The organism is Sphingobium phenoxybenzoativorans, from assembly GCF_018286635.1.
In the GTDB taxonomy this organism is placed as follows: Bacteria; Pseudomonadota; Alphaproteobacteria; order Sphingomonadales; family Sphingomonadaceae; genus Sphingobium; species Sphingobium phenoxybenzoativorans.
The window spans coordinates 2461333-2483153 of record NZ_CP073910.1; the positions used below are offsets into that span (position 1 = coordinate 2461333).

21 protein-coding genes are annotated in these 21821 nt (G+C 60.9%); 10 read left to right on the forward strand and 11 right to left on the reverse strand.

Going from position 1 to position 21821, the window contains the following annotated elements; genetic code table 11:
- Positions 1–8 precede the first annotated feature (8 nt).
- Complete coding sequence (ettA, locus tag KFK14_RS12020; protein WP_212607799.1) at positions 9–1694, forward strand: energy-dependent translational throttle protein EttA; 1686 nt, start codon at positions 9–11, stop codon at positions 1692–1694.
- 761 nt (positions 1695–2455) lie between these two features.
- Here the strand turns inward: ettA and KFK14_RS12025 are convergent.
- The 3 genes from KFK14_RS12025 to KFK14_RS12035 are packed head-to-tail and all read right to left on the reverse strand — an operon-like array spanning position 2456 to position 4150.
- Positions 2456–2737 (reverse strand): acylphosphatase, encoded by a 282-nt coding sequence (locus KFK14_RS12025; RefSeq protein WP_212607800.1) that lies wholly within the window; start codon positions 2735–2737, stop codon positions 2456–2458.
- Positions 2738–3484 (reverse strand): NYN domain-containing protein, encoded by a 747-nt coding sequence (locus KFK14_RS12030; protein ID WP_212607801.1) that lies wholly within the window; start codon positions 3482–3484, stop codon positions 2738–2740.
- A 27-nt stretch (positions 3485–3511) separates the two neighbouring features.
- The gene (locus tag KFK14_RS12035; RefSeq protein ID WP_212607802.1) at positions 3512–4150 is read right to left on the reverse strand and encodes a carbonic anhydrase; all 639 of its coding nucleotides are present in this window, start codon (positions 4148–4150) and stop codon (positions 3512–3514) included.
- Positions 4151–4232: 82 nt separating this feature from the next.
- Here KFK14_RS12035 and lipA point away from each other — a divergent pair, with 82 nt between their 5' ends.
- Positions 4233–5171: a lipoyl synthase gene (gene lipA, locus KFK14_RS12040; protein ID WP_212607803.1), complete on the forward strand. Its 939-nt coding sequence runs from the start codon at positions 4233–4235 to the stop codon at positions 5169–5171.
- Positions 5158–5634: a type II toxin-antitoxin system RatA family toxin gene (locus KFK14_RS12045; RefSeq protein WP_212607804.1), complete on the forward strand. Its 477-nt coding sequence runs from the start codon at positions 5158–5160 to the stop codon at positions 5632–5634. The genes lipA and KFK14_RS12045 overlap by 14 nt, the downstream gene beginning before the upstream one ends.
- On the opposite strand, the gene KFK14_RS12050 is transcribed toward KFK14_RS12045, so the two are convergent.
- Together KFK14_RS12050 and KFK14_RS12055 are read right to left on the reverse strand one after the other, a co-directional pair.
- The gene (locus KFK14_RS12050) at positions 5580–6098 is read right to left on the reverse strand and encodes a CinA family protein (RefSeq protein WP_070153242.1); all 519 of its coding nucleotides are present in this window, start codon (positions 6096–6098) and stop codon (positions 5580–5582) included. The two genes, KFK14_RS12045 and KFK14_RS12050, sit on opposite strands and share 55 nt — an antisense overlap.
- 4 nt (positions 6099–6102) lie before the next feature.
- The gene (locus tag KFK14_RS12055; protein WP_212607805.1) at positions 6103–7293 is read right to left on the reverse strand and encodes a bifunctional 2-C-methyl-D-erythritol 4-phosphate cytidylyltransferase/2-C-methyl-D-erythritol 2,4-cyclodiphosphate synthase; all 1191 of its coding nucleotides are present in this window, start codon (positions 7291–7293) and stop codon (positions 6103–6105) included.
- Between the two features lie 82 nt (positions 7294–7375).
- Here KFK14_RS12055 and dusB point away from each other — a divergent pair, with 82 nt between their 5' ends.
- The 7 genes from dusB (at position 7376) to hflX (ending at position 16667) form a co-directional block, all read left to right on the forward strand.
- On the forward strand, positions 7376–8374 hold the full coding sequence (dusB, locus tag KFK14_RS12060) for a tRNA dihydrouridine synthase DusB (RefSeq protein ID WP_212607806.1): 999 nt from the start codon (positions 7376–7378) through the stop codon (positions 8372–8374).
- Positions 8371–9480 (forward strand): two-component system sensor histidine kinase NtrB, encoded by a 1110-nt coding sequence (locus KFK14_RS12065; RefSeq protein WP_070153251.1) that lies wholly within the window; start codon positions 8371–8373, stop codon positions 9478–9480. The genes dusB and KFK14_RS12065 overlap by 4 nt, the downstream gene beginning before the upstream one ends.
- Positions 9480–10934 carry a nitrogen regulation protein NR(I) gene (gene ntrC, locus KFK14_RS12070; protein ID WP_212611136.1) on the forward strand — a complete coding sequence of 485 codons (1455 nt, stop codon included), beginning with the start codon at positions 9480–9482 and terminating at the stop codon, positions 10932–10934. The genes KFK14_RS12065 and ntrC overlap by 1 nt, the downstream gene beginning before the upstream one ends.
- A 180-nt stretch (positions 10935–11114) precedes the next feature.
- Positions 11115–13310, forward strand: coding sequence for a sensor histidine kinase (locus tag KFK14_RS12075; RefSeq protein WP_246525042.1), 2196 nt, complete (start codon positions 11115–11117; stop codon positions 13308–13310).
- A complete protein-coding gene (ntrX, locus tag KFK14_RS12080) occupies positions 13300–14676 on the forward strand; it encodes a nitrogen assimilation response regulator NtrX (protein ID WP_212607808.1) in 1377 nt (458 codons plus the stop codon). Before KFK14_RS12075 ends, ntrX begins: the two co-directional genes overlap by 11 nt.
- A 116-nt stretch (positions 14677–14792) precedes the next feature.
- Positions 14793–15335 (forward strand): RNA chaperone Hfq, encoded by a 543-nt coding sequence (hfq, locus tag KFK14_RS12085; RefSeq protein ID WP_083276713.1) that lies wholly within the window; start codon positions 14793–14795, stop codon positions 15333–15335.
- Positions 15336–15356: 21 nt separating this feature from the next.
- The gene (gene hflX, locus KFK14_RS12090) at positions 15357–16667 is read left to right on the forward strand and encodes a GTPase HflX (protein WP_212607809.1); all 1311 of its coding nucleotides are present in this window, start codon (positions 15357–15359) and stop codon (positions 16665–16667) included.
- 3 nt (positions 16668–16670) lie between these two features.
- Here hflX and KFK14_RS12095 read toward each other — a convergent pair whose 3' ends face one another.
- From KFK14_RS12095 to metG, 6 genes are all read right to left on the reverse strand, one after another.
- On the reverse strand, positions 16671–17162 hold the full coding sequence (locus tag KFK14_RS12095; protein WP_212607810.1) for a GNAT family N-acetyltransferase: 492 nt from the start codon (positions 17160–17162) through the stop codon (positions 16671–16673).
- The gene (gene mazG, locus KFK14_RS12100; protein WP_212611137.1) at positions 17159–17905 is read right to left on the reverse strand and encodes a nucleoside triphosphate pyrophosphohydrolase; all 747 of its coding nucleotides are present in this window, start codon (positions 17903–17905) and stop codon (positions 17159–17161) included. The genes KFK14_RS12095 and mazG overlap by 4 nt, the downstream gene beginning before the upstream one ends.
- 139 nt (positions 17906–18044) lie before the next feature.
- Positions 18045–18644, reverse strand: a complete 600-nt coding sequence (locus KFK14_RS12105; RefSeq protein ID WP_212607811.1) for a retropepsin-like aspartic protease family protein — start codon at positions 18642–18644, stop codon at positions 18045–18047.
- Positions 18641–19414 (reverse strand): MBL fold metallo-hydrolase, encoded by a 774-nt coding sequence (locus tag KFK14_RS12110; RefSeq protein WP_212607812.1) that lies wholly within the window; start codon positions 19412–19414, stop codon positions 18641–18643. Before KFK14_RS12110 ends, KFK14_RS12105 begins: the two co-directional genes overlap by 4 nt.
- The gene (locus KFK14_RS12115) at positions 19405–20187 is read right to left on the reverse strand and encodes a TatD family hydrolase (protein WP_212607813.1); all 783 of its coding nucleotides are present in this window, start codon (positions 20185–20187) and stop codon (positions 19405–19407) included. The genes KFK14_RS12110 and KFK14_RS12115 overlap by 10 nt, the downstream gene beginning before the upstream one ends.
- 3 nt (positions 20188–20190) lie before the next feature.
- Positions 20191–21768, reverse strand: a complete 1578-nt coding sequence (gene metG, locus KFK14_RS12120) for a methionine--tRNA ligase (RefSeq protein WP_212607814.1) — start codon at positions 21766–21768, stop codon at positions 20191–20193.
- Positions 21769–21821: the final 53 nt, after the last annotated feature.

A 21821-nucleotide genomic window follows, 5' to 3' on the forward strand; every position in this document is an offset into this window, starting at 1 on the left:
CCGAACCCATGTCCGCCTCCTCGCAATACGCCTATGTCATGAAGAGCATGACCAAGAGCTTCCCCGGCGCCGCGAAGCCGGTGCTGAGCAACATCAACCTGCAATTCTATCGCGGGTCCAAGATCGGCATTGTCGGCCCCAACGGCGCGGGCAAGTCGACCCTGATCAAGATCATGGCCGGCATCGACAAGGATTTCAGCGGTGAGGCGTGGCCGGGCGAGAATATCACCGTCGGCTATCTGCCGCAGGAGCCGCAGCTCGACCCGAACAAGACGGTGCTGGAAAACGTCAAGGACGGCGCGCGCGACATCGCGGACAAGATGGACCGGTTCAACGAGATCAGCATGATCATGGCCGATCCGCCGGAGGACGTCGATTTCGACGCCCTGATGGAGGAAATGGGCACGCTGCAGGAGCAGATCGACGCCGTTGACGGCTGGACGCTCGACAACCAGTTGGAAATCGCGATGGAGGCCCTGCGCTGCCCGCCGTCGGACTGGAGCGTCGAGAACCTGTCGGGCGGTGAAAAGCGCCGCATCGCGCTCACCCGCCTGCTGATCCAGAAGCCGGACATCCTGCTGCTGGACGAACCGACCAACCATCTCGACGCCGAAAGCGTCACCTGGCTGGAAAACCATCTGAAGGAATATGCGGGTTCGGTGCTGATGATCACCCACGACCGATACTTCCTCGACAATGTCGTCGGCTGGATCCTGGAACTCGATCGCGGGAAATATTTCCCGTACGAGGGCAACTACTCCACCTATCTGGAGAAGAAGGCCAAGCGTCTAGAGCAGGAGGACCGCGAGGCCACCGGCCGCCAGAAGGCGATCAATGACGAGCTGGAGTGGATTCGCGCCGGCGTGAAGGGGCGTCAGACCAAATCGAAGGCCCGTATCCGGAAGTTCGAGGAACTGGTCGCTGGTCAGGAAAATCGCTCGCCCGGCAAGGCCCAGATCGTCATCCAGGTGCCTGAGCGCCTTGGCGGCAAGGTGATCGAGGCCAAGAACATCTCCAAGGCCTATGGCGACAAGCTGCTTTTCGAAAACCTCTCCTTCCTGCTGCCGCCGGGCGGCATTGTGGGCGTGATCGGTCCGAACGGCGCGGGTAAATCGACCCTGTTCAAGCTCCTCACCGGTCAGGAGCAGCCCGATTCCGGTGAGATCGACATCGGTTCGACCGTGCGCCTCGGCTATGTCGATCAGAGCCGCGACCATCTCGACGGGTCGAAGAATGTCTGGGAGGAGATTTCGGACGGCCTCGACTATGTGAAGGTCAACGGCCACGACATGTCGACCCGCGCCTATGTCGGCGCGTTCAACTTCAAGGGGCAGGATCAGCAGAAGAATGTCGGCAAGCTGTCCGGCGGTGAGCGCAACCGCGTCCACATCGCCAAGATGCTGAAAAAGGGCGGCAACGTCCTGCTGCTCGACGAACCGACCAACGACCTCGACGTGGAAACGCTGGGCGCGCTTGAGGAAGCGATCGAGAATTTCGCCGGGTGCGCCGTGGTCATCAGCCACGACCGCTTCTTCCTTGACCGCTTGGCGACACACATCCTCGCCTTTGAGGGCGATAGCCATGTCGAATGGTTCGAAGGCAATTTCGAAGCCTATGAGGAAGACAAGCGCCGCCGCCTGGGCGACGCGGCGGATCGCCCAACCCGGTTGGCCTATAAGAAGCTGACGCGTTAGAGGCGGGATAGAGGGCCGGCGAACGTCGTTCGGTCCAATAAACCGCCGCCATCCCGGATTTGATCCGGGATCCATGAGCGCAGGCGCTTGTGCGGTCACGCCGGCGTGGAGCCAATAGATCCCGCATCAGGTGCGGGATGACGAAGGGGTGGAGAGGGGACTGACCGCTTTTCAAAAGCGACGTGTTCCTGCGCACGCAGGAACCCAGGGTTGCGGTAGTACGATATAACCCTAGGCTCCTGCCTCCGCAGGAGCACAATGCTATTCAAAACGTCCGCGTCTGGTTGTTTGAGACCCAGCGGAAAAAGCCAAATTCCTGTCCTACACACTGGCCTCGATGCTCTACTCTCGCGCATGGAATGGCATCCACGATCCGCTGATAGGAACGACAAATCACGAACAGGTGCGGACATCGTTCGGTCTAATAAACCGCCGTCATCCCGGACTTGATCCGGGATCCATGGGCGCAGGCGCTTGTGTAGTCACGCCGTCGTGGAGCCAATAGATCCCGCATCAGGTGCGGGATGACGAAGGAGGCGGGCCTGAGTGCGACCTACATGAGACGCACACGCGACGTATGTGAGACCAACATGCGACTTTTCTGCGACTTTGCCGCTCGAAACGCGTCACAACCCGCAACTTCCGCAACTTCGCTCGATCATCCTCTTTTCAATCGAGGGGCAGGAGACGGCCGGGCGACCCGAAGGCGCGGGAAAGTGAAGGCTGTTGTATCCTTGCCAATCCGGCCGGAAGCCGGGCTGTCACACCGTGGCGCGCTTCTCAAATCCCGTCAGTTCGGTCATGGCGGCATCGCTTACTGCAATCCCGGCGACCCGCGCCGCCGATGGCCCGTCATGCGCCAGCGCGACAAACCGCTCGACCACATCGGCTTCGCCCTGCACCACCGCCTCGACGGACCCGTCCATCCGGTTCCGCACCCATCCGGTCAGGCCCAGTCCCTTGGCGGTGTCCACCGTCCAGTTGCGGTAAAACACGCCTTGCACTCTGCCGCTTATCAACAGATGCCGGGCGATTACGGCCACTTACCGCACCCGCTTTACATAGACTTGCCCGCCCTCGCGCTTTTCCGTGACGAAATTGGGCACGGCTTCCATAAGGTCGGACAGCCGCTTGAAGCCATAATTGCGCGAATCAAAGCTGGACCGGTTCCCCGCGAGCTGACCCACCGTGCCGAGCAGCGCAAAGCCCCGTTCGTCCCGCTTGGCGCTGTCATAAGCATCGACCAGCAGCTTGATAAGTTCATCATCAAGCTTGAGCGGGGCAGGGGCCTCCGCCGCGCCCGCCGTCAATTCCTGGGAGGCTTCGGCAGGGGCCGTCTCTCGCCCACCCAGCGCGGCAACGTCGATAAACCGCGTGCAGGCCCGCCGGAATCCCTCCGGCGTATTGGCGGTGCCGAAGCCATAGACGGGAATGCCATCCTGCCTGATCCGCGTGACCAGTGGCGTAAAGTCGCTGTCACTCGACATCAGGCCGAAACCCTGAACCCGGCCGCTGAACAGCAGGTCCATGGCGTCGATCGTCATCTTCATATCGGTGGCGTTCTTGCCTTTGGTCAGGTCGAACTGCTGTTGCGGCTCGATCGCCTGGGTAATGGACAGGTTCGCCCATGTCTTGAGCGCGGGCTTGCTCCAATTGCCATAGGCGCGGCGGATATTCACCGTGCCCAGCTCTGCCAGTACGGTCAGCACCGGGTCGAAATGCGCCGCCGACGCATTGTCCGCATCGATCAGCAGGGCGACATTGCCGCTGGGCGCTCCGTTGGACGACATGGCTTATCCTCTCCTGCCGGAACCGGCTCAGGCGGGCGAGAACGCGCCGCTCTGTTCGTCCAGCACATGCAATTGTCCGTCCGCGATCGCGAAGAACGCGCCGACCAGCTTCAGGCTACCATTGCGTTCCTTGGACCGGACGCAGGGGAAGGTGCGCAGATTGTCGAGCGACACCTTCACGCCTTCCTGCTCCATCGCCCGGTGCGCATCGCGGCCCCGGTCATCACCATATTCGGCAACCACCTTCTCCCGTGCGCCGTCCAGAAGGTCGATCCAGTTGGCGATGAAGCCGCCTTCGCCGGGAGGGGCATCCTTCAGCTCCTGGCTCAGCGCGGCCTTGCATCCGCCGCATTTTCCGTGGCCCATCACCACGATCTCGCCGACCTTCAGCACCTGCACCGCAAACTCCAGCGCCGCAGACACGCCATGGTGGCCGGGATTGGTCTCAAAAGGAGGAACCAGCGCAGCCACATTCCGTACGACGAAAATCTCGCCGGGACTGGTGTCGAATATCTGCGTCGGATCGACCCGGCTGTCGGAGCAGGCGATCACCATCACCTTGGGGCTTTGCCCTTCGCTCAGTTCGTCCCAGCGTTCACGCTGCTGCGCCCAGCCTGTTTCGCGAAAACGCCGGTAACCGGCCAGCATGCCATTGAAATCGGTCATCGTAGATGCTCCTAACTGGCACAGGCGTTAGGATGCGCGCGCGGCACTGGCAAGACTCGATGGGGATCGCTATGTGAACGCAATGAACGAAATCTCCCGCATCGACACGCCGCAGCCCCGCCAGCGCAAGCCCGACTGGATTCGCGTGAAAGCGCCGACCAGCCCCGGCTATGTCGAAACCAAGAAATTGATGCGCGAAAAGGGCCTTGCGACCGTCTGCGAGGAGGCCGCATGCCCCAATATCGGCGAATGCTGGAGCAAAAAGCACGCCACGGTGATGATCCTGGGCGACACCTGCACCCGCGCCTGCGCCTTCTGCAACGTCAAGACAGGCATGCCCCGCCGGGTCGATCCGCTGGAGCCGATGCATCTGGCGGAGGCTGCTGCGGAAATGGGCCTGGAGCATATCGTCATCACCTCGGTCGACCGGGACGATCTGCCGGACGGCGGCGCATCACAATTCGTCAAGGTTATCAATGAACTGCGCCGAACGACGCCGGACACGACGATCGAAATCCTGACGCCTGACTTCCGCAACAAACATGAGGCCGCCGTAGCCGCCATCGTGGAGGCGCGGCCGGACGTCTATAATCATAATCTGGAAACCGTCCCCCGCCTGTATCCGACGATCCGGCCCGGCGCGCGCTATTATGCCTCGCTCCGTCTGCTGGAGATGGTGAAGCGGCTTGATCCGTCCATCTTCACCAAGTCCGGCATCATGGTCGGATTGGGCGAGGAACGGCTGGAGGTGCATCAGGTGATGGACGATATGCGCTCGGCCGATATCGATTTCCTGACCATGGGCCAGTATCTGCAGCCCACGCCGAAGCACGCCAAGGTCATGGATTTCGTGACCCCGCAGACCTTCAACGCCTATGCCGCAATCGCGCGGGCGAAGGGCTTCCTGCAGGTCGCCGCCAGTCCGCTCACCCGGTCCAGCTATCATGCGGGCAAGGATTTCGCGGAAATGCGCGCCGCGCGCGAGGCGCAACTGGCAAAGGCCGCCAATGCCCACGCATAAGGAAACGCGGCGTCTTCCCTATACTCCTGAACAGATGTTCGACCTTGTCGCGGACGTCCAGCGCTACGAAGACTTCCTGCCTTGGGTAAGCGCGATCCGGGTGCGCTCGGATAGCGAGACCGAAATGGTCGCGGACATGATCGTGGGCTTCAAGGGCCTGCGGGAGACGGTGACGTCAAAGGTCAACAAGCGCCGCCCGGAGGAGATCCATGTCGATTATGTCGATGGCCCTCTCAAGCATCTTCACAACCATTGGCGCTTCCGGCCGGATGACGGGGACGGCGTGCTGGTTGATTTCGAGGTGGCGTTTGAATTCAAGAACAAGCTGTTCGAGATGATCGCCGGCCAGATGTTCGACAGCGCCCTGCGCAAGATGATTGGCGCATTTGAGGCGCGGGCTGTGGCGCTCTACGGAACGGGCGAGTCTGGCAGCAGCAAATCGAGCGCGACCAACGCGGCCTGAAGGCGGACGCCACCGCGCCCATTATCTTCGAAATGCCGCATATCCGCGACAACATTGTCCGGGCTTGAGCCTCTTTCCGCACGCGCGAATACGACCGTGCCCACCGGCTTATTGTCTGACCCGCCGCCAGGACCGGCAACTCCGGTGATCGCAACAGCCACATGCGCGTGCGATTTCTCCAGCGCGCCCTGCGCCATCGCCCAGGCTGTCGCGATGGAAACCGCGCCGAAAGTATCAAGCACATCGTGCGATACCTTCAGGACTTCATTCTTCATGCCGTTGGAATAGGTGATAAAACCGGCGTCGAAAACCTCCGACGATCCCGGAATTTCCGTGATCGCGGCCGACACCAGCCCCCCTGTGCAGCTTTCGGCGACCGCAATGGTGCGTCCCGCCCGGCGGTTGGCGGCAACCACATCCTGAGCCTTGCGCACAAGTTCTGGGGGAAGGATCGTATCGGGCATCCGGCTACTCTATGTCGGGAAGGGAGAGGGTGGCAATCGCCTGTGCGGCAATGCCTTCACCGCGGCCAGTAAAACCCAGCCGTTCAGTCGTGGTGGCCTTTACGCTGACCCGGCCTATCGAAACACCTAGCAGTTCCGCAACCCGTGCCCGCATCGCATCCCGATACGGACCAACCTTCGGCCGCTCGCAAATGATCGTCAGGTCGACATGAGAGATCACGCCGCCCCGCGCCTCCACCCGCTGCCGGGCGAATTCCAGGAAACGCCATGACGCCGCGCCCCGCCACTGCGGGTCAGATGGCGGAAAGTGGCTGCCAATATCGCCTTCGGCCAGCGCGCCCAGCAACGCATCGACCAGCGCATGCAACGCTACATCAGCGTCGCTATGCCCGGACAATCCTTTGTCATGCGGAACTTGTATTCCGCACAGCCACAATTCTTCCTTCTCGACCAATCGGTGAACGTCATATCCCATACCGGTGCGCATGCTCCGGCTTCCGGCGAAAACCTTCTCCGCCGCGGAGAAATCCTCCGGCAATGTTAGTTTCTCAAGCATTCGATCACCCATAACGAGCGCGACGTCATGACCCGCCGCACGCAATATCTGCGCATCGTCGGTGGCATCCGTTTCAGCGCTCCACAGCCGATGCGCGGCCAGAATTTCCGCGAAGGCAAATGCCTGAGGGGTTTGCACCCGGTTGATCACCGACCGGTCGACAACTTCGCCCAGGACATTGTCGCCCAGCGCAATCGTATCCACGACCGGAAGAACCGGAATGGCTCCCTTGGCATCATCCAACGCGCCGAGCAGCCGGTCGATAACGGCGGAGGAAAGAAAGGGCCGCGCCGCATCATGGATCAATACCGTGGAAGGTGATCCTGCCGACGCCAGATGCTCCAGCGCGGCGCGCACCGATTTTTGCCGGGTGGCGCCGCCAAGGATGGTCGCGATCGGGCTACGCCCACCCATCGCCTCCATGACAGCCTGTTCCTGCCCCTCACCGGTCACAAGCAGAATCCCATCGATTTCGCTATGCTCGACCAGCCGGTCAAAGGCATGGGCCAGCACCGCCCTGCCGCCAATCCTGCGAAATTGCTTCGGGATATCGCCACCGGCGCGCTCGCCTCGGCCCGCTGCGACGATAATGGCGATAGTTGCGCCGTCGATGGACCCCAATGTCATGACGCGCCGCATAGCCCAGCAGGATGGGTCCCGCCAGTATCTTGCTGATTTGCCCTATACAGGCTAAGGCGCTGCCTGATTTTTAGGCAGAGCAATGCAGCAGTTGAAGTCCATTTCCATTGGCGGCGTCATTATCGACTCCCCCGTTATCCTCGCGCCAATGACTGGCGTGACCGATATGCCGTTCCGTACTCTCGTGCGGCGCTATGGCTGCGGCCTCAACGTGACCGAGATGATCGCCTCCGCGGCCATGATTCGCGAAACCCGCCAGTCATTGCAGAAGGCCGCCTGGCACCCGGTGGAGGAACCGGTGTCGATGCAGCTTGCCGGATGTTCGCCCGTTGAGATGGCAGAGGCAGCAAAGCTTAACGCCGACCGGGGCGCCGCGATCATCGATATCAATATGGGCTGCCCGGTGAAGAAGGTCGTCAATGGCGATGCGGGCAGCGCCCTGATGCGCGACCTGCCTCTCGCCGCCGCCCTCATCGAAGCCACCGTCAAGGCTGTCGATGTGCCGGTAACGGTCAAGATGCGCATGGGCTGGGACCATGCCAGCCTCAACGCCCCGGAACTGGCCCGCATCGCGCAGGATCTTGGTGCAAAGATGATCACCGTACATGGCCGGACCCGGAACCAGATGTATAAGGGTTCTGCCGACTGGGCGTTCGTACGGAAGGTCAAGGACGCCGTTTCGCTTCCGGTCATCGTCAATGGCGACATCTGTTCGATCGAGGATGCTGAGACCGCGCTGGCGCAGAGCGGTGCCGATGGCGTCATGATCGGGCGGGGCGCTTATGGCCGGCCTTGGCTGATCGGGCAGGTGATGCACTGGTTCGCCAGCGGCCAGCGCCGCCCGGACCCATCGATCGATGAACAATATGCGGTGATCTCCGGCCACTATCGCGCGATGCTCGACCATTATGGGCGCGAAACTGGCGTCAACATGGCGCGCAAGCATATCGGCTGGTACACAAAGGGGCTGCCCGGTTCGGCGGAATTTCGCAATGCCGTTAATCAGGAACCGGATGCGGACAAGGCGCTGGCCATGCTCGCCCGTTTCTACGATCCCTTTCTGGCGCGCGCGGCCGCTTGACGGTGGCCGTCGGGCCGGCCCCCCCTAGCAGACAGGGCCGCGAGCAGCCATCGCTCGCTGATATCGTAACCGCCTATCCGGTGGCGACCCTGGTGGTCGACCCGGACAACCGGATCGCCAACGCCAATGTCCGGGCAGAAACCCTGCTGAATATGGCGCGATCAGCCATTGTTGGCAGCGATATTACGCGCACCATCCGCATGGCGGACGTCCAGGGCCGTTTCGATATCTGGCACACCGACAAGCCGCTTTCCGCCTATGACGTGCAGGTTCATGCCGGACGGACCGCGGCGATGGAGGTCGACCTTATGGTCGCGCCAATTCCCGATCATGAGGGCTGGCGCGTCGTATCCATCCATGTGCAGAGCGAGGCGCAGAAAATCGCTCAGCGCCGCACAGCCGGCGGAACGCGATCGGCCATGGGCGCCGCGGCGATACTGGCGCATGAGATCAAGAATCCGCTCTCCGGCATCAGGGGCGCTGCCCAATTGCTGGAAAGCGAGAATGACGCTGGCGCATCGACCCTCACCCAACTCATATGCAATGAAGTCGATCGGATTGCGGCGCTGATCGACCGCATGCAGGATTTCACGACCGACCGTCCCCTGACATGCGGGCCGGAGAATATTTACCCCTTGATCGACAGAGCCGCACGGCTGGCATCGGCAGGGTTCGGTCAGAATATCAAGATCACCAAGAGATATGATCCCTCCTTGCCTTTCGCGATCATCAATGACGATGCGCTGGTGCAGGTGATGATCAACCTCCTCAAAAATGCGGCGGAGGCGCTGGAGGGCGTAGAGAAGCCGCAGGTCCGCATCGTCACCGCTTTCCGTCACGGCGTCTCCGTCATGATGGGCAGCGGCAAGGGTAATGCTGTCCTGCCGATAGAGATATTGGTGATCGACAATGGTCCCGGCGTGCCGGAGAATATCCGGGATCATCTTTTCAATCCCTTCATCACGGGCAAACGCGACGGGCAGGGGCTTGGACTGGCGCTCGTAGACAAGCTCGTGCGCGACATGAACGGATTTGTGCAGCATATGCGGGACGATGATGCAGGCGAGACGACCTTTCGCATCCTGCTTCCGATGGGGATGGGATGATGGGGCAAGCCACCGGCAAGATTCTGGTCGTCGATGACGATCCCGCCATTTGCATCGTGGTGGGCGAGGCGCTCCGGCGTCAAGGGCACAAGGTCAAAACCGCCGCATCCATAAGAGAGCGCACAGCCCTTATGAGCGATTTTGCGCCGGACGTCCTCATCACCGACGTCATGCTGCCGGACGGGGATGGGTTGGAAGGGGTTGCGGATCTGATCGCGCAGGATCCGGCCATGAACGTGATCATCCTGTCTGCGCAAAACACCCTCAACACTGCCGTTCGCGCCACGGAGAAGGGGGCCTTTGAATATCTTCCCAAGCCCTTCGATCTGAATGAACTGACCCGCGCGGTGGCCGACGCCATCACCATCCGTCAGCAGTCGGATGGCGACGAGGAAAGAGACTCGCTCGGCGCCAGCAACGACGGCATGCCGCTGGTTGGCCGCTCTCCGGCGATGCAGGAAGTTTACAGGACGATCGCCAGGGTCATCTCCAACGATCTGAGCATTCTGGTGCTCGGCGAGTCCGGCACCGGCAAGGAACTGGTGGCGCAGGCCATCCACGGTCTCGGCCGACGGCGGGCAAAGCCCTTCGTAGCCATCAACATGGCCGCAATTCCCCGCGAACTTATCGAGGCCGAACTGTTCGGCTATGAGCGCGGCGCCTTTACCGGCGCGCATACCCGGACCGCCGGCAAATTCGAACAGGCCGAGGGCGGCACGCTGTTCCTGGACGAAATTGGCGACATGCCCATGGAGGCCCAGACGCGGCTGCTGCGCGTGCTTCAATCGGGAGAGGTTACCACGGTTGGCGGTTCAACGCCGGTCAAGGTCAATGTCCGCATCATCGCTGCGACCAATCAGCAATTGCCTGCACTGATCGCCGAGAACCGTTTTCGCGAAGATCTCTATTATCGCCTTAACGTGGTCCCAATCTCCTTGCCCGCGTTGCGGGAGCGCGGCGAGGATGTCGCTCTCCTTGCCCGCCATTTCCTGGATATCGCTGCCAATGAGGGGCTGCCGCGCAAGACCCTGGCCGACGATGCCGCAGGATTGCTCGGTGGCTATCATTGGCCGGGCAATGTGCGTGAACTACAGAATCTGATGCAGCGTATGGCCGTGCTGAGCCGGGAAAATGTCATTACGGGCGAGATCGTCCGGCAAAATCTCTCGCTCGATTCCATTGCGGGCGCGCATGCCAGCGCCAGTGCGGATAATCTGGCCGCGTCCATGCGGGAATGGCTTCGTAGCCAGTTGGGTGTCGGCCAGACGCCGCGGGAAACACTACATGACGATATGCTGGCGATCGTTGAGCCAGTGCTGCTACGGGAAACCTTACGCAGTGTGGATGGCAATCAGATACGCGCGGCCAGTCTGCTTGGGATCAACCGGAACACCCTGCGCAAAAAGCTGACGGACTATGGACTCAATCCGGCGAATATCCGGCAGGGCGAATAACCCGACCATGGTCCATTTCGACCAACCGGCCAAGGCTGTCGTCCAACGGGAGATTGACAGCAAATTGCTGTGTTTGATTGGGCACGCTATTGTTGTATTGATGCAACGATGACGGACGAAGCGATTGATCCTGCCGGCGATGGCGAGGCCACGGACTGGCGTCGATTCCTGCCGGCGAGCATGCGGTCGCGCGATTTTGCCGTCCTGCTGGAAATCGGCACGTTATTGCTGTTTCTGTGCACGGCCGGCCTTACCTACATGCTGGTTTCCAGCCAGGGCCAATCATATACACTGTTGACCCCGCCAATCGTTGCGCTCCTGCTCGTCGCCAATCTGGTGCCTGCAATCGCCTTGCTCGTGCTGCTCGGACGGCGCGTGGCGAAGCGTAGAGCGGCGCGTTCCGCCGTGGGCAGCGACGGGCAGCTTCATGTCCGACTTGTCGCCATTTTCTCAACGATCGCCAGCGTGCCGATGCTCCTGGTCGTGATCTTCGCTTCGCTGCTATTTCAATACGGTGTGCAATTCTGGTTCTCGGACAGCGCGCGCGGGATGCTGCAGAATGCCAGCGACTTCGCGCGCGGATATTATGAGCAAAATGTCCGTGAGGTCGGTGACGAGACGCTGACGATGGCCAGCGATCTGCGTGACTATCTCGCCCAGCAAAGCGTCTCCAGCCCGAAGTTCGCGGAAGGTTATATCTATCAGGTCGTAACCCGGAAGTTGAATCGCTCTGCGATCATAGAGATTGGCAAGGACGGCGTCGCGCGTACCGCCGCCACGGTCGATCCAGACAGCCGGCCGGCAGAACAGATCCTGTCCAAGGCCGTTATCGAAAAGCTTTCTGGTGGAGAAAATGTCGTCGTCAATACGCGGCCGGACCAAATCGAAGCCTTCACGCTGCTCGACCCGGACGCGAAAATCTATCTCTACGCCACCCGCGACGCCGACGCCCCTGCGTTCAGCCAGGTGGAGCGAGCACAGGCCGTGCTCACCGACTATGACGCCTTTGCCGCGCGTTCCCGCCAGTTGCAGCTTCGTTTCAACATCGCCCTGTTTTTCGGATCGCTGCTCCTGGTGGGCATAGCGGTCTGGATCGCGCTGAAAGTCGCCGACTGGCTTGTCCGTCCAGTGAATGAGTTGGTGGATGCCGCCCGCCGTATCACGGCAGGAGATCTCTCGACCCGCGTCTCCGGCCCACATGCCCGCGACGAGATCGGCACTCTCGCCAGCGCCTTCAATCGCATGACGCAGCGGCTGGAGGCGCAGACCGGCGCGCTGGTCGCCGCCAACGGCCAACTCGACAATCGCCGCGCCTTCATCGAGGCAATCCTGTCCGGCGTAACGGCGGGCGTGCTGTCGGTTGACCAGGCAGGCATGGTCCGACTGATGAACAGTTCCGCCCTCGCCATATTGGTGGAGGAGGGGGACGCCCCCCTGGGCAAGCCGCTGTCGGCGCTATCTGTCGAACTGGCGGAGTTGGTTGATGGCGGAGAGAATGCCGCGATCGTCCAGGTACGGGCGCATAGCGACCTGCGCACCCTTGCCGTCAAGGTGTCGAAGGACGCATCGGGCCACGTCCTCACCTTTGACGACATCACCCAACAACTCTCCGACCAGCGCCGCGCCGCCTGGTCTGATGTCGCACGCCGCATCGCTCATGAAATCAAGAACCCGCTGACGCCCATCCAACTCGCCGCCGAACGGCTGCAGCGGCGCTATGCGGGCGAGATCACTAATGATCCCAGCACCTTTACTCGACTTACCGGCACCATAGTCCGTCAGGTGAGCGACTTGCGCCGGATCGTTGACGAATTCTCGTCCTTTGCGCGTATGCCCAAGCCGTTATTCCGGCGGGAAGCCATTGCGGATATCGCTCGCCATTCGCTGTTCCTTCACGAGGTCGCGCATCCCAATATCGCTTTCGAATTTCATTCGGACGTTGGCGGCATGGAAATCGTCTGCGACCGGCGGCAGATCGCCCAGGCTCTGACCAACATCGTCAAGAACGCAGTCGAGGCGATCGAACCCAAACCCGCGCGAGAGGATGGCGGCATGGCGGGCCATGTGCGCATGGACCTGTCGCTCGAAGATGATGGGAAACTGCTCATCATGGTGACTGATGACGGCATCGGCCTGCCGCCCGAACGGGACCGCATTTTGGAACCCTATATGACAACGCGGGCGAAGGGAACGGGGCTTGGACTCGCCATCGTCCAGAAGATCATCGAGGAACATGCCGGAGAATTGTCATTCACTGATGCGATTGGTGGCGGCGCGTGCGTGTCGATCTCGCTCGACCTGACTGCGCTGGAAAAAATGGAAGAAGGCCGGGATACGGCACCTGTGAAAGGAATAGTGACGGCTCATGACGCTTGATGTTCTGATTGTCGACGATGAGGAGGATATCCGGGATCTCGTCGCCGGCGTGCTGGAGGATGAGGGGTACGAGACTCGCACCGCCGCCCACAGTGACGCCGCCATCGAAGCGCTCAGCATGCGCCGGCCCTCGCTGGTCTTGCTTGATGTCTGGTTGCAAGGCTCCCGATTGGATGGCCTTGAGCTGCTGGAGGAGATCAAGAAGCGCGATCCGTCCATTCCCGTTCTCATGATTTCCGGTCATGGCAATATCGATACGGCCGTGGCGGCAATCCGCCGGGGTGCCGCCGATTTCATTGAAAAGCCGTTCGAGGCGGACCGGCTGCTCCACCTGGTCGCCCGTGCGACGGAGACGGAACGGCTGCGGCGCGAAAATCAGGTCCTGCGCGCCCGCGTCGGTCAGGATGACGAACTCACCGGGAATTCCAGCGCCATCAACACTGTGCGTGCCACCATCAAGAAAGTGGCAGGCACTGGCAGCAGGGTGCTCATCTCCGGTCCGGCGGGCGTCGGCAAGGAAGTCGCCGCCCGTATGCTTCACGCCTGGAGCGGCCGCGCCGACGCGCCCTTTATCATCGTCTCCGCCGCCCGCATGGACCCGGAAAGAGTGGAGGAGGAATTGTTCGGCATAGAGGATCAGGGCGGCATGGTGCGCCCCGGATTCCTTGAACAGGCGCATGGCGGCACCCTCTATCTGGACGAGATAGCGGACATGCCGATCACCACCCAGGGAAAGATTCTGCGCGTTCTCACTGAGCAGAGCTTCACCCGCGTCGGCGGCCAGCGGGTGGTCAAGGTGGATGTGCGCGTTATCTCCTCCACCGCTCTCGACCTTGCGTCGGAAATTGAGGAAAAGCGCTTCCGCGAGGATCTGTTTTACCGCCTTAATGTCGTCCCACTCACCATCCCCCCCCTGTCGGAACGGCGGGACGATATTCCGCCATTGGTCGAGCATTATTTCGCCCGTTTCGCTGCAGAACGGCGGGTGCCCGCGCCGGACGTGGCAACGGACGCCATGGCTGCGCTGCAGGCTGGCGAATGGCCAGGCAATGTGCGGCAACTGCGCAATGTCATCGAACGGACCATGATCCTGGCGCCCGGCGACCGCATCGGACGGATCGAGCTGGACATGCTTCCCGCGGAAACCACTGGCGGCGGATCGGCCGAGAGCATGGGGCAGGGGGCCATTATGGGTGCCCCGCTAAGGGAAGCGCGGGAAAGCTTCGAGCGGGAGTATCTGCGGGTTCAGATACGCCGCTTTTCCGGCAATATCTCGCGCACCGCGACCTTCATCGGCATGGAAAGGTCCGCTCTCCACCGGAAACTCAAGCTGCTGGGAATCACCGACGGTAAGGATGGCGGTTGACGGAGAAGGGGACGCATTCATATTGGCCGGACGTGCTGGTTGCATGCCCGATGGACGTCCCTTCGCAATTGCGATATGACCTGATCCGCTCCCCCCGATGCGCGGGGGACGGCACGATGCCCTGCAAGGGCGCGAGAGCGGGCAACGTCCCGCCAATAAGGAAAGGCTCGATCATGGCCGATAAACTCAATAATCTTCAGGATATTTTCCTGAACAGCCTCCGCAAGAGCAAGACCCCCGTCACCATGTTTTTGGTCAAGGGCGTAAAGCTTCAGGGCATCATCACCTGGTTCGACAACTTCTCCGTTCTGCTGCGGCGCGATGGACAATCGCAGCTCGTCTACAAGCACGCCATCTCCACGGTTATGCCCGCGCAACCGATGGATATGACCGAGGTGCGCAAGAGCGCCGAAGCCAATGACCGCAAGCCCAAGCTGCTCCAGGAAATCTTCCTGAACGCTGTGCGCAAGTCCGGCGACTCCGTCACCATGTTCCTCGTGAACGGCGTGATGCTTCAGGGTGAGATTGCCGCTTACGACCTGTTCTGCATGCTGCTCGGACGCGACGGCATGGTGCAACTGGTCTATAAGCACGCCATATCGACCGTTCAGCCCGCCCATGCGCTCGACCTCACGGCCGAGGGTGAAGGCGAGGACTGATCCCTTCACGGCAGTATCGGCATGAGTGTGTTCGAGCGCGACAGCGATGACGAGGTCACGCGCGGCGCACGCGCCATCGTGGTGCATGGCGACATGCGTGCGGATCGGCGCGATGTCGATGCCCGGCTGGAGGAGGCGAGGGGACTCGCGCTCGCCATCGGCATCGACGTCCGCGCGTCGCAAAGCTTTCGCGTGCGGGAGAAGCGCCCGGCCACGCTGTTTGGCAGCGGGCAGGTGGACAGCATCGCCGCGCTGGCGATGGACCATGAGGCAGAGTTGGTCATCGTCGACAATGCCCTGACCCCAGTCCAGCAAAGCAATCTGGAAAAGGGCACGAAGGCTAAGGTCATCGACCGCACCGGCCTAATCCTGGAAATCTTCGGTGAACGGGCCGCGACCAATGAGGGGCGGTTGCAGGTGGAGCTTGCCCATCTCGACTATCAGGCCGGACGCCTCGTCAGAAGCTGGACTCACCTTGAAAGGCAGAGGGGTGGTTTCGGCTTTCTCGGCGGTCCCGGTGAAACCCAGATAGAGGCTGACCGGCGGATGATCCGCGACCGGATGGCGAAGATCCGCCGCGAACTGGATCAGGTGACCCGCACCCGCGGCCTTCACCGCGCCCGGCGGCAAAAGGCGCCATGGCCGGTGATCGCCTTGGTCGGCTACACCAACGCCGGAAAATCAACGCTTTTCAACCGCTTGACGGGTTCTGACGTCATGGCGGAAGACCTGTTGTTCGCAACGCTCGACCCCACCATGCGGCAGATCGCACTACCCGGTCTCGACAAAGCGATCCTGTCTGACACGGTAGGTTTCGTCTCGGACCTGCCGACCCAATTGATCGCAGCTTTCCGCGCAACGCTGGAGGAGGTGATGTCCGCCGACTTGATCGTGCACGTCCGCGATGTCGCCCATCCCGATACAGAGGCGCAGCGCGCCGATGTTCTGGAGGTTCTGGCGGAACTTGGCGTTATCGGCGAGGCTGCCGACACGCGCCAACCGCCGATCATAGAGGCATGGAACAAACTCGACCTGCTCGATTCCGAAACGGCCGCCCATGCCCGTGAGGTCGCTGCCCGTCAGGATAATGTCGCGCTCGTATCGGCCATGACTGGGGAAGGGGTGGCCAGCCTCCAGCGGCGCATGAGTGATAGCCTGACCGCTGGCAGTACCGTCTATCACCTGACGCTTGATCCCACCGACGGCGCCTCGCTCGCTTGGCTGCATGAGCATGGCGAAGTCCTGGCTACGAAGGGAGAGGGGGATATTTTGCAAGTCGATGCTCGTCTGAGCGACGCTGCTGCGGCGCGGTTTGGCGCGCGCAAGGCATGAAAACTAAAGCGCGCGCCACATCACCAGCGCGTCAACGGAACCAAGGGCAGGGTGATCAAATGCGCCCGGAAGCCGCCCTACCTCTGCAAAGCCGAGGCTCCGCCACAGGGCGGCCGCGCGAACATTGCTGCTCACCACAAAGTTAAATTGCATGGCCCGGAAGCCACGCCCGCGAGCTTCGTCCAGCGAATCGAGACACATGGCCCGCGCCACGCCCCTGCCGGTAGCAGCTTGGGCCGTCGCATAACCCGCATTCGCGACGTGAGCGCCGCCGCCCATTTGATTGGGACGAATATAATAACTTCCTATAATTTCATCATTTTCTTCGGCAATGAACGGTATGTGGTCTCCACCAAGCCAATAGGCTATGGCGTCATCCCGAACCATGTTACGTGGAAGGGCGAAAACGTCTCCGGCACGAATAACAGGTTCGATAATCGCCCAGATCGCTTCGGCGTCATCCGACGTCGCAGGGCGAATGGAGAGGGCGGTCATACCTGCTTGGCGGCCTGCCAGAGCTTTTCTTTATCGTCCAAAGACAGGGCAGCAAAGCCAGCGCCGGCCTGATCCTCCATCGCCCTGAACCGCTTTTCAAACTTCACATTCGCGCCACGCAGCGCCGTTTCCGGGTCGATCCTGTGATGCCGGGCAAGGTTGACGACCGCAAACAGCAGGTCGCCGATCTCCTCCTCTCGATGCGCCGGGGAGGTGGCGGTCTCCACCTCGACAATCTCCTCCTGAATCTTGGCGATGACCCCTCCGGTATCCGGCCAATCAAATCCCGTCCGCGCAGCCCGCTTCTGCAACTTCTCCGCACGCAACAATGCGGGAAGCGCGATGGCAACGCCAGCCAGGGCGCTGGGATCACTCTCTTTCTCCGCGCGCTCGGCTGCCTTGATCGCTTCCCAGTTCATTTGCGCCGCTACACCATCCTGCGCATGCACATCGCCAAACACATGGGGATGACGCCGGACCATCTTGGCGCAAATATTCTCGATGACGTCCTGCAGCGCGAAATACCCGGCCTGCTCCGCCATGCGCGCGTGGAACACCGTCTGCAGGAGCAAATCGCCCAGTTCATCCTTGAGCGCGGCCATGTCGTCACGCTGTATGGCGTCAGCGACCTCATAGGCTTCCTCGATCGTATAGGGCGCGATCGTGGAGAAGTTCTGTTCGATGTCCCAAGGGCATCCCGTCACAGGATCACGCAAACGCGCCATGACACGCGCCAGCGGCATAATGTCCGCGACGCTGGCTTCTCTACCGTCCGAAAGCGGGAGGGGAGTGCTGGAACTGCCCTGAGAATCACGCATATCTAAATCCGATAATATATATTATGTTAAATAATCGCAGGGTCGGTGTCAGGCGAGCGAACCGTCATTTAGGCTCCAGGATCATCTCGCCATCCTCCACACGCCAGCTTTTCAGTTGTGACAGGAAATTCATGCCGAGCACATTGACCTCGCCAAAAGCTGGCGACACGACGACAGTCAAATCGCTTGTCTTGATAGCGCCGACCGCCAATGTAGGCACGACCGAATATTTGGCCTCTACCGGACCATTGGCTGTCTGCATCATCGCGATGCGCTGCTGATCGACAATGAGGCCCGCCAGACGCGTGGTAGCCTCCGACAGCGCCGTAATACTCGCGCCGCTATCGACCAGGAAGCGCGCGGGCACGCCATTCACATTGCCCTCGACCCAATAATGGCCGTCAGCCGCCAGCGCGATGCGAATAGCATTGCCTTCCATTTGCTGGCGCGGCGCGCCGGTAACCTTGGTCTGAACGCGGGTAGCGACAAGCCCCAGCTCCTGACGGTAGCTGAATGCGATTAGCACCAGAAGGAATATGCCAACCCATATCAACGCCATGCCAAGCGCGCCCTTCAGGCTGACCCGGCGCGAAAGCAATGCGGACCCGACGAGCGTCAGCGCCAGGACATACCAGATCACCTGCGCCGTCTGGTCGCCGCTCATGAAAGATCCACCACCATGCCGTCATATCCAGGTTCAACACCGGGCGGAAGCGTCGCGCGCAGCGTCGCATAGTCCATGCTCTGATCCATATGGATCAGCACCGCACGGCTGGGCTTCGCCTGCGCAATGGCATCCAATGTCAACGCCAGATGCGGATGGCTTGGGTGTGGCTCCCGGCGCAGGCCGTCGACAACCCACAGGTCGATATCCGCAAACAGCGACGCCATGGCGGTCGTAACTTCATGGAAGTCCGTTGCATATCCCACTGATTTTCCGTCATATTCGAACCGGAATCCAGTGGAAAATATCTCGCCATGAGGCTGATCTACGCTATGGATCATAATATCTCCGATCATGATCTCCATGGGCAGATCATGGCCAGCGATGATTGGAGGATAGCCGCCATGTCCTTCAAAAGCATAAACAAACCGGCGCTGTAATAGTCTCAGCGTCTCTGCGCGGGCATAGCCTGGCATGGGACTGCGGCGGTGGTGCGCAAGTTGTCGCACATCGTCCAGGCCATGACTGTGGTCGGCATGATCGTGCGTCCATAAAACGGCATCGATATCGATCACGCCAGCAGCGAGGAGCTGCTCGCGCAGATCCGGCGAGGTATCAACCAGCAGGCGGGTGCTTGCCGTCTCGACAAGGATGGAAGGCCGTGTCCTGCGATTTTTCGGTTCAGCGGGATCGCATGCGCCCCAGTCATTGCCTATGCGCGGAACACCCGATGAGGTGCCGCTACCCAGGATCGTGACCTTCAGACCCATTGCACCGTCTTGGCGAATAGCCTGCGGAAGTTTTCCGCGCTGTAGGCGGCAAGGTCATCGACATCTTCCCCACGCAAACCGGCGAGGAAGCGTGCGGTGTCGGCCACGAAAGCCGGCTCGCATGGCCTCCCCCGGTGCGGGACAGGAGACAGGAACGGAGAATCGGTCTCGATCAGTAGCCTGTCCTGCGGCAACCGGGCGGCGGTTTCCTGCAAGTCCTTTGCATTGCGGAACGTCACGATGCCAGAAATGCTGATGTAAAAGCCGATTTCCATCGCCATGTCGGCAAAGGCGCCGCTTGCGGTGAAACAGTGGATGACGCCGGTATAGGCCCCCTTCCCCATTTCCTCCCGCAATATCGCGATCGTATCTTCCTCCGCCTCCCGCGTATGGACGACAAGCGGCAGGCCGGTCTCGCGGGACGCGGCGATATGGGCGCGGAAGGACGCCCTCTGCCGGTCGCGATCGCTATGGTCGTAATAATAATCTAGTCCGGTCTCGCCGATACCGACGACGCGCGGATGAGCGGCGCGCTCCACCAGCTTGGCCGTATCGATATGGGGGTGCTCATCGGCCTCATGCGGATGAATACCCACCGTGGCCCATACATCCGCCTCACGTTCGGCCGTCGCGAGCACAGCGTCCCATTCGCTTTCCCGTGTGGCGATGTTGAGCATGACGCCAACCCCCGCCCCACGCGCCCGCTCCAGCACAGCCTGCTGGTCCTCGACCAGCCCCTTATAATTCAGGTGGCAATGGCTATCGACAAGCATGGATCACCCCTCGGATTCTGCAAGCTCAAGGCGTGGAAACAAAGGCTTAGGAGGAGATAATATAAAACTGCTTGAGGATAGCGCGTCATACCATGCGCCATCGATGGCGGCACGGCCACGCGCATCGGCGGGCAAGCCCATCTGGTCAAGCAGCGCCGTGGCGCTTGCCGGAATTACTGGCTGAATGATGATCGCAAGGTTGCCAATAGCCTGGTAGAGCGTCGCCAACACTGCCGTCATCCTGTCCGGGTCGGTCTTGCGCAGCGCCCAAGGCGCCTGCGCGTCGATATAGGCGTTACAGGCGAATACGGCTTTCATCCATGCCTCGATCGCTTGTGAAGGCGCCAGGTCGCCCATGGCGGCGGCAAAGTCGGCTCCTGCGCCGCTCACAAAATCGCGCAATTCCGCGTCGGCGGGATCGGATGCGCCTCCCGCCGGCAGCGCGCCATCCAGATTCTTGGCAATGAAGCTCAGGGTCCGTTGCGCCAGATTGCCGAAACTGTTGGCGAGATCGCTATTGGCGCGGCCAATAATCGCCTCCGCACTGTAACTGCCATCATTGCCGAAAGTAACTTCTGACAGCAGGAAATAACGGAGTTGATCCACACCGAACCGTTCCGCCAGTTCCAACGGGTCGGCGACATTGCCGACGGACTTCGACATTTTCTCCCCCCGATTGAGCAGAAAACCATGGCCAAACACCTGTTTCGGCAGCGGCAATTTTGCGCTCATCAGAAAGGCCGGCCAGTAAACCGTATGAAAACGCACAATATCCTTGCCAATGATATGGATGATATCGCCGCCCTCCGCCCAATAGCGGGCCATGCGTTCCGGGTCGTCGGGATAACCGCAGCCTGTAATATAGTTGGTCAGCGCATCGACCCAGACATACATGACATGGGATGTGTCGCTCTCGTGGCCACCAGGCACCTTCACGCCCCAGTCAAAACTGGTGCGCGAAACGCTGAGGTCGCTTAAGCCCCCCTCGACAAAACGCATGATCTCATTCCGGCGGCTGTCTGGGCGGATGAAATCGGGCTGCGCAGCATAGAGGTCCAGCAAGGGTTGCTGATATTTGGACAGACGGAAGAACCAGCTCTCCTCGACAGTCCATTCGACAGGTGTGCCTTGGGGCGAAAGTCTTGTGCCCCCCTCCCCGTCGATCAGCTCCTTCTCGTCATAAAAGGCTTCGTCACGAACGGAGTACCAGCCCTCATATCGGCCGAGATACAGATCGCCATTGGCCTCCATTGCCTGCCAGATCGCCTGGCTGGCGCGATGGTGCGCGGGTTCGCTGGTGCGGATAAAACGATCATAGCTGATGTTCAGAGCGTCATCCATTTCTTTGAAATAGGATGACATTTCGTCTGCCAGGGCGCGAGGCTCAATTCCCCTCGCCCGCGCCGTCTGATCCATTTTCAGGCCATGCTCGTCCGTACCGGTCTGAAAAAACACGTCGCGGCCCATCATGCGTTGAAAGCGTGCGATGGCGTCGCTTGCAATCGCTTCATAGGCGTGGCCGATATGCGGGCGGCCATTGGGATAGCTGATCGCGGTCGTAAGGGTGAAGGGCTTTGACATAGCGTCGTGCTCTACGGTCGAAAATCGCGCAGGACAAGGCGGCTATGCGCGGA